This window comes from uncultured Campylobacter sp. (genome assembly GCF_938045535.1).
Taxonomy (GTDB): domain Bacteria; phylum Campylobacterota; class Campylobacteria; order Campylobacterales; family Campylobacteraceae; genus Campylobacter_B.
This window is the reverse complement of sequence record NZ_CALIMQ010000193.1, coordinates 1-6,563: the sequence shown is the minus strand read 5'-3', so window position 1 is coordinate 6,563 and position 6,563 is coordinate 1. Positions and strand designations below refer to the sequence as shown.

At 49.0% G+C, this 6,563-nt stretch carries 6 protein-coding genes and 1 tRNA gene; 2 read left to right on the top strand and 5 right to left on the bottom strand.

What is annotated here, in order from left to right:
- From infC to Q0095_RS05985, 5 genes are all read right to left on the bottom strand, one after another.
- Positions 1 to 276, bottom strand: a 276-nt coding sequence (gene infC, locus Q0095_RS06005; protein WP_297882295.1) for a translation initiation factor IF-3, incomplete at its 3' end; no start/stop codon positions are given.
- The gene (gene thrS / locus Q0095_RS06000; protein ID WP_297882284.1) at positions 273 to 2,096 is read right to left on the bottom strand and encodes a threonine--tRNA ligase; all 1,824 of its coding nucleotides are present in this window, start codon (positions 2,094 to 2,096) and stop codon (positions 273 to 275) included. The genes infC and thrS, both read right to left, overlap by 4 nt.
- 101 nt (positions 2,097 to 2,197) lie before the next feature.
- The gene (locus Q0095_RS05995; protein WP_297882282.1) at positions 2,198 to 3,397 is read right to left on the bottom strand and encodes a multidrug effflux MFS transporter; all 1,200 of its coding nucleotides are present in this window, start codon (positions 3,395 to 3,397) and stop codon (positions 2,198 to 2,200) included.
- Positions 3,390 to 4,118 (bottom strand): spore coat protein, encoded by a 729-nt coding sequence (locus Q0095_RS05990; RefSeq protein ID WP_297882280.1) that lies wholly within the window; start codon positions 4,116 to 4,118, stop codon positions 3,390 to 3,392. Before Q0095_RS05990 ends, Q0095_RS05995 begins: the two co-directional genes overlap by 8 nt.
- Positions 4,119 to 4,353: 235 nt before the next feature.
- A tRNA-Glu gene (locus Q0095_RS05985) sits at positions 4,354 to 4,428 on the bottom strand.
- A gap of 77 nt (positions 4,429 to 4,505) precedes the next feature.
- Between Q0095_RS05985 and Q0095_RS05980 the strand changes: the two genes are divergently transcribed.
- On the top strand, positions 4,506 to 5,000 hold the full coding sequence (locus Q0095_RS05980) for a hypothetical protein (RefSeq protein WP_297882279.1): 495 nt from the start codon (positions 4,506 to 4,508) through the stop codon (positions 4,998 to 5,000).
- 362 nt (positions 5,001 to 5,362) lie between these two features.
- Positions 5,363 to 6,217: a deoxyribonuclease IV gene (gene nfo / locus Q0095_RS05975; RefSeq protein ID WP_297882277.1), complete on the top strand. Its 855-nt coding sequence runs from the start codon at positions 5,363 to 5,365 to the stop codon at positions 6,215 to 6,217.
- Positions 6,218 to 6,563 lie beyond the last annotated feature (346 nt).

The following is a 6,563-nucleotide window of genomic DNA, read 5'->3' as shown; positions in this document are numbered from 1 at the left end:
CAGCTTGATCTCTTTGACCTCGATGATTTTTTGCTTTTTTTTCGCCTCTTTGAGCTTTTTTTCCTGCTGATAGCGAAATTTGCTGTAGTTCATGACCTTGCAAACGGGCGGCTTTGCATCGGGCGCTATCAAAACCAGATCCACGCCCTCTCGCTCGGCAATTTGCAGCGCCTGCGCCTTTGAAATTATGCCGTAAACCTCGCCGTTATCGCCTATGCACCTGACTTCGCTAGCCGGAATGTCCTCGTTTAGAAAAACCTCTTTGCCTCTGCTCAAAAATTCACCTCGTTTAATTTAGCTTTTACGAAATTTAAAAACTCGTCCAGTCTTAAATTTCGCTGTTCACGCGCCCTGCGATCGCGCAAGGCCACGCTGCGAGCCGAAACTTCATTATCGCCTAGGACGATGATGAGCGGCACCTTCTGCTTTTCAGCCGTTCTGATTCGTTTATTTAACGTCTCGTTTTTATCTAAAATTTCACCGTCAATGCCTGCCTCGCACAGCAAATTTAAAATTTCTTTCGCGTAGTCTGCGTGCGCCTCGCCGATCGGCACGATCGATACCTGCGTAGGACAGATCCAAAACGGAAGCTCGCCCGCGGTATGCTCGAGCAAAATCCCCACGAAGCGCTCGAAGCTTCCCAAAATTGCGCGATGCAGCATCACAGGCTGCTTTTTTTCATTATTTTCGTCGATGTAGCCAAGCTCGAAGCGTGCAGGCAGGTTAAAATCGACCTGAACCGTGCCGCACTGCCATTTTCGGCCGAGCGCGTCGGTGATTTTGATATCGATCTTAGGTCCGTAAAAAGCGCCGCCGCCCTCCTCTAAGCCGTACTTTAAGCCCTTTTCGTCAAGCGCGTCTTTTAAAGCCTTCGTCGCGATATCCCAAACCTCGTCGTCGCCGACCGCCTTTTGCGGTTTGGTCGAAATCTCAAGCTCGTATTCAAATCCGAAAGCCTTCATCAAGAGTTCAACGAAATCTAAAATTTCATAGACGTTTTCTTTGATCTGACTCGGCATCACAAACAGATGCGCGTCGTCCTGCGTAAACTCGCGCACGCGGAAAAGTCCGTGCAAGACACCGCTTTTTTCGTGGCGGTGCACGACGCCGTACTCGCAAAATTTAAGCGGCAGATCGCGATATGAACGGATCTCGCTTTGATAAACCTTGATGTGACCGACGCAGTTCATCGGCTTGATGCCGTATTCTTGCTCCTCGATCGTCGTAAAATACATATTTTCTTTGTAGTTGCTGTAATGCCCGCTGATCTTCCACGCGTCGGATTTTAAAATTTCAGGGCCGCGCACCGGCTCGTAGCCGCGCTTGCGAAGCTGCCTATAAAGGCGCTCCTCGAGCTTTATACGCATCCTCGTGCCCGCAGGAAGCCAGATCGGAAGTCCTGCGCCGATCTGCTCGTCAAAGGTGAAAAATTTCATCTCGGCTCCGAGCTTTCGGTGATCGCGCTTCTTAGCTTCTTCTAGCATCGTAAGGTGCTTTTTAAGGCTATCTTTATCGGCAAATACGACGCCGTAGATGCGAGTTAGCATCTCGCGCTTCTCGTCGCCGCCGAGATACGCCCCCGCGATGCGCGTAAGAGCAAAATTTTTCAAAAATTTCGTATTTTGCACATGCGGGCCGCGGCAGATATCCTCAAACTCGCCCTGCGCGTATAAGCTAACCGGGCCATCCGGAATGCGCTTTAAAACTTCCTGCTTAAGATCGTCGTTTGCATATTTTTTCGCGACCGCCTCTTTGGTGGAAGCTATCTTTTTAATCTCTAAATTTGCCTCGGCGAGCGCACGCATCTTTTTTTCGATCGTCTTTAGATCCTCTTCGCCGAGCTTCTCGCCGTTATCTTTGCTGACGCGGATGTCGTAGTAAAACCCATCCTCGATCGCGGGTCCCACGAAAAATTTAGCGCTCGGGTATAGCTCGCGCACCGCCTGCGCCAAAAGATGCGCACAGGAGTGGCGGATCACCTTTAGCGCGTCCTCGGAGTTATCGAAATATATCGGCTGCGCCTCGCTTGCGTGCTCGCCGATACTTTGAGTATCGTAAATTTCACCGTTAAGTTTATATGCGATAATATCGCTCATTGGCTTGTTTCCTTTTTACCGAATTGTCTTTCTTACGCTGAAAGAACGAAAGCTAATTTTAGCCAATCAATCCTTAACGATAAATTTAAAAAATATTAAAATTAAAATTTTTGATTCTTTTTTCGCAATAAAAAATACACGGCGTTTGCGCAAAGAGCACAAATCGCCATCACACTTGCGAGCAAAAACGGCTTATTCGCTCCCACTGCACCTACGATAAACGAAATGGCCCCGGCGATGGCAAACTGCGCAGTCCCCAGTACCGCCGAAGCTGCGCCAGAGTTGCCGTTCTTATACAGCGCCATCGCAAGCGTCGTGGCGTTAGGAGCAACAAAGCCAAGAGATGAGAGCAGCACGAAAAGCGATAGCTCAAAGCAGATGAAGGGAAGGTTAAGCATAGAGCATGCGAGCAAAATCAGGCTCGTCACAAGCATCGCTATTAGGCCGAAATTTAATAAAGCTGTGGGTTCGCGATTTTGCACGAGCTTGGCATTTAGTGCCGAAACGAGGGTCATTCCAAGAGCGTTGATGCCAAATATTACGCCAAAGGCATGCTCACCCAACCCGTAATAGCCCAAAAATATAAAGCTAGAGCCCGTGATATAAGCAAAAAGCGCGCTCATCGCAACTGCAAATCCTAACGTATAGCGCATAAATTCTTTATTTCGTAAGATTATGCCGTATTCGCCAAGCACGCCTTTTACGCTAAGAATAGCAGTTCCATCTATCTGCGCGCTCTCGTCAAGTCCGAAAAATATAAATGCAAAAAGCAAAATTCCAAGAGCGAACAAAATCGCAAAAATCGCTTGCCACGAGAAAAAATCTAGAACAAATCCGCCTAGAGTTGGTGCTAGCATCGGTGCTAGCGAGCCCACGACCATCATCAGCGCAAACATCGCCGCAGCCTCGTGCAACTCAAATTTATCGTTAATTACAGCTCTCGCAAGCACCACTCCCGCACACCCGCCCAAAGCTTGCAAAAACCTAAAAAATATAAACGCATAAACGCTATCAAAGCTCACGCAGGCAAGCGACGCACATATGAAAAGCAAAACGCCCGCGTATAGCGGCTTTTTACGGCCGAATTTATCGCTTAGCGGCCCATAAACGAGCTGTCCTAGCGCAAAAGCGATGAAAAAGCTCGCAACCGATAGCTGAGTGTAAAACTCGCTCGTAGCAAAGCTCGCCTTTACCTTTTCCAGCGCGGGCAGATACATATCGGTAGACAAGGGCGCCAGAGCTGACATATAGGCGAGTATAATTATCAGCTTAAATTTAGCAAATTTACTTTGTTTAACCATCGTTTTTCTCAATTATTTTTAGGCAGAGCTCAAACGTGCGCACGAGCGCGTTTAGATCTTTAAATTTTTGCGGCAAAAGCCTAGCGATAAAATATATCGGACGTAGCGCAAGTACCGTAGCCCACGCACTTTGCACTACGTCCTGCCCGCCGCTTGAGGCATAGGTGCGAATGCCTGCACGCACCAAACCTTCGTTCAGCCCTTCGCGACAAAGATCATAGACAAACAGCAAAAAATCTCGCATTTTGGCTTTTTGCAGATCACCGCGCTCGCCGCGATTTTCAAAATCTATAAATTTCATCTCGCCGTTTTTTACTAAAACGTCGCGCAGCGCGGGTCTGCCGTGTATGAAGCCGCGCGAATGCAGCTGTGCTAACGCCGCAGCGTAGCCCTGAATGAGCGCCACACAAGATGCCTCATCCGAGCTTTTTAGCACCTCGTCCACCGGCGTGCCGCCGTCTTTGAGTACGAAAAAGTTCTCGTCTCGCAGCACCAGCTGCGGCACAGGCGCGCCGGCTGCGTACAGGCTCTCGCATTTTAGCGCTTCGTAATCGAAAGCGGCTTTCGGATTTGCTTTGAATATTTTTGTAAGCAATCCGCCGCGGATGCGCAACTCCGGCTGCTTAAGCCAGTATTTCTCACCCTCGAAACTAAAGCTCGTGACGCGCTCGCCAGGATGATTTTTTAGAATTTCATTTACGTATTCTTTAAAATTTTGCATTCGATAAATTTAGCGAATTTTTTTTAGAAAGAGCTAAATTCGCGAGTTTTATTTTATTAAGTTTCATATGTCCGCATAAAATTTATTACGTAAATTCGGCAGGGCTAAATTTTAAAATTATCAGGTAGAATTTTTATTGCAGTCTTGGAATTTTGTAGCGCAGGAAGCAGCAAAAGCGCATAATTTCAGAATTTTAAAAACTAAGATTTGCGTCAAAAAATTTTAAAACTAGAAGTGGCGACCCCTACGAGATTCGAACTCGTTTTACCGCCGTGAAAGGGCGATGTCCTAACCGTTAGACGAAGGGGCCACTTAATCTGGTATTAAGATTAAAGGCGGTATTCTACTCAAGACGCACTTAAACCCAACTTAAATTAAGGATTATTTATGAAATGCTCTTTTCTGGCGCCGCTTGCTCTTTCGCTTCTGCTCGCAGGCTGCGCTACCACCGCGCTCAAGCCCGCTTCTACGCAAGCTGTAAATTTCACCGTCATTTCGCCGCTTACTCGCACCAGCGACGCGGGCTTTATGCGTAAATTTAAAAACCAAACCGAGGTTCAAATTTACGCAAGCGGCATCAGCGTGCTGAGCCTGGTTTTAAAAGGCGATAAAATTTGCATGAACGGCGCGTGCGACGACGAGCTCGTTTTCAATAAAAAATTCTTCGGCGCCGAGCACTACCGCGGGCTTCTCGGCCAAATCCTAGACGGCAAGCCGATCTTTGGCGGCAGCGACGCGGGCGAGCGCCGTTGCCTAGCGCAAAGCCTGCAAGCTGGCTCTATCGATTATAAGGTTTGCCGCGACAAGGACGGCGGCGGAAGATCCATAAGCTTCGCCGACGCAAAACGCGGTGTAAAGATCAAAATCCGCGAGCTGCAGTAAATTTTGCGCGGCGAGTATTCGTAGCACGTGAAATACTACTCCGCAGGGCGGCGCGAGCAAATCGCGAACGAGTAAAATTTCGCGCGGCGCGCGTTTATAAACGCGCGGGAATACTGCTCTCTAGCAGCCGCACAAAACACGGCGCGAGCGGTCAAAATTCCATTACTGGGCGGGATAGTCGCTCAAGCTTTGCAAACGGCGCGGTTTTATTGACGCTCTGCGCCGGCTCTTCGCGGCGAAATTTACTAAGCAGCGCGTATGTGCGAAAGAAAAAGCGCGCATTTAAATTTAAAAAATCCGCGCGCAGCTCGGGTTTATGAAATTTCGCCGCACGCGGCGCAAAATAAAATTCAGGAGGTAAAATGAAGCGGATCGGAGCGCACGTAAGCGCTGGCGGTGGGGTTTTCAACGCACCGTTAAACGCTGCAAAGATCGGGGCGGACGCGTTTGCGATGTTCGTCAAAAATCAGCGCAGATGGGATGCGCCGCCGCTTAGCGCGGAGGAGATCGTCGCGTTTAAGGACGCGCTGAAGCAAAGCGGCATCCGCGCGGAGCATGTCTTGGTGCACGACAGCTACCTCATAAATTTGGGCCATCCGCGCGAGGCGGAGCGCGAGAAGTCCCTAAACGCCTTCGTGGGCGAGATCCGCCGCTGCGAGGCGCTCGGGCTTAAGCTGCTAAATTTTCATCCCGGCTCGCATCTAAATGAAATTTCAGCTCAAGAGTGTCTGGATAATATCGCAGAGTCGCTAAATTTCGCCATCGCAAACACTAGTGGCGTCAAGCTCGTGCTTGAAAATACCGCCGGCCAGGGCTCCAATCTCGGCTATGATTTCGCTCAGCTTGCTTACGTGATCGATAAAATTTCAAACAAAGATCGCATCGGCGTCTGTATCGACACCTGTCACGCGTTCGCCGCAGGATACGATCTGCGCAGCCCGCAGGCCTACGAACGCACGATGAGCGAGTTTGACCGCGCGATCGGCTATAAATTTTTAAGCGGCATGCACCTAAACGACACGAAAAACGAGCTTGGCGTGCGTAAGGATCGGCACGAGAGCCTCGGGCGCGGATTTTTGGGGCTAGCGGCGTTTGAAAACATCATGAACGACCCGAACATCGACGAGATCCCGCTGATTTTAGAAACGATCGACGAGGGCCTCTGGGCGGAGGAGATCGCGCTTTTGCGCAGTATGCAAGGACGCCGCAAGGCCTAATCGGACGCCTTTTGCGCCACGTAGAATTTATCTCATTTCGCTTCAAAGTGGCGTGGAGCGACAAGAGCCTTATGTCGTGCAAATTTAACATCGTGGGATTTATCACTTAAATTTAACAAGCAAAATAGCGAGGATTGCGCGTTAAGAATGCCGCGTCAAAAAAGTCGCGAAATTCTACGACGAAAACACAGCACCAGAGCAAAAGAGCAAAATTTTTATAGAAAAACGCAGCGTCGCGGCAGAAATGAAAAATTTTACACTGCGTAATTAAAATTTTCAAGCAAGATTTTTAAAGCGATGCGGCGGCAAATTTTAAAATTCTATCGCTACGATATTTCAAGGCTCG